Below are 1,637 nucleotides of genomic sequence, written 5' to 3' on the forward strand. Positions count from 1 at the left end.
CAATGAGTGGTGCCGTCGTCGCGTCGTCCGTCATGGCGACCACTTCGGCTAACCAACCCCTTCAGCTCAAGGCCGGGTTCGGCTAACGCTTACCGTAGCGGCGAATTTCCGCAGCCTGCTAGGCATGCGCCTATGTCGAAGCCCATCGAGCGCTTGGAAATCATCACCGGCATCCAGCGCCGCCGACGCTACACTGCCGAGGAAAAGGTCCGGCGGGTCGAGTAGACCATGCAGCCCGGCATGACGGTCTCCGCCGTCGCCCGGCTCCACGGCGTCTCTCCGAGCCTGCTGTTCCAGTGGAGGCGGCGCATGGCCGAGGGCGGGCACGAGGCGGTCAGGGCGAACGAGGAGGTCGTCCCCTTCAGCCGCGTCCGCGAACTCGAGAACCGCATCCGCGAACTCGAACGCCTCCTCGGCCGCAAGACCATGGAGACCGAGATCCTCCGCGAGGCCCTGGAACAGGCACGCCCAACAAAACACGCGTTGCGCTTGCCGTCGCCGCCACGCGACGGTTCCCGGTGAAGGCCGTGGCCGACACGCTCGGCGTCGCCAGGTCCAACTTGGTCGGGCAGCTCCAGCAGCCCGAACGGCCGCGGCGTGGCCCCTACCGCCGCGCCGAGGACGAGGCCGTGTTGGCCGAGATCCGCGCCATCACCGACGCTCGCCCGACCTATGGCTACCGCCGCGTCACCGCCCTGCTGAACCGGGCCAGGCGCAGCTCCGGCGAGCCACCAGTCAATCACAAGCGCGTCTTCCGGCTGATGCGCCTCTCTTCAATGCTTCTTCAGCCCCACACCGGCAGGCGGCTGATCCGCGCCCATGAGGGCACCGTCGTCGCCCCCGCCTCCAATCAGCGCTGGGCCTCCGATGGCCTCGAAATCCCCTGCTGGAACGGCGAGGTCGTCCGCGTCGCCTTCGCCATCGACACCCATGACCGCGAGATCATCGCATGGGTCGCCACCTCCGGCGGCGGCATCTCTGGCGAAATGATCCGCGACATGATGCTGGACTGCGTCGAGCGCCGCTTCGACGGCATCCGCGCCCCACAACCGGTCCAGTGGCTCGCCGACAACGGCTCGGCCTACACCGCCGCCGAGACCATCGACTTCGCCGCTGCGCTGAACCTCGTCGCGTGCTTCACGCCGGTCCGCAGCCCCGAGAGCAACGGCGTCTGCGAGGCCTTCGTCAGAACCCTCAAGCGCGACTATGCCCGCGTGAACCCCAGGCCGGACGCCATCTCCGTCCTGCAACAGCTGCCCGCCTGGTTCGAGGACTACAACACCGTCCACCCTCACTCCGGCTTGCGCATGCGCTCGCCGCGTGAGTTCATCGCCCAGCAGTCCGCCAACCGAGCCGCATGTCCGGTTTGATGGGGGCCACTCCATAGCGCGAGGCCAGGGCGCGGGTGCTCGCTTGCGACGCTTGGAGCTCGGCTCGAACACGCGGCGTCGTTCTGGCTGAGCCATGAAGACCTGCTGCCACAGCGCATCCTCCCCCTCGCGGGTCAAAGATGCACCACTACTCCCCGGGACTGAACATCTAATACCGGCGCCCCTAAACAGTGACCTGTGCCCAGTCGCGTGTGGCGATTGAGGTGATGCGGGCTGGATCGTCGGTCAGCGCATTCCATGCCGTGC

2 pseudogenes are annotated in these 1,637 nt (G+C 67.5%); one reads left to right on the forward strand and one right to left on the reverse strand.

Annotated features, from left to right (window positions below):
• The first annotated feature begins 132 nt into the window (after positions 1-132).
• Positions 133-1,370 (forward strand): annotated as a pseudogene (locus tag BM041_RS29635) (IS3 family transposase).
• A gap of 1 nt (position 1,371) precedes the next feature.
• On the opposite strand, the pseudogene BM041_RS30350 reads toward BM041_RS29635, so the two are convergent.
• Positions 1,372-1,482 (reverse strand): annotated as a pseudogene (locus BM041_RS30350) (IS481 family transposase); the annotation flags it as partial.
• Positions 1,483-1,637: the final 155 nt, after the last annotated feature.

The sequence above is a fragment of the Falsiroseomonas stagni DSM 19981 genome (genome assembly GCF_900114315.1).
GTDB lineage: Bacteria > Pseudomonadota > Alphaproteobacteria > Acetobacterales > Acetobacteraceae > Falsiroseomonas > Falsiroseomonas stagni.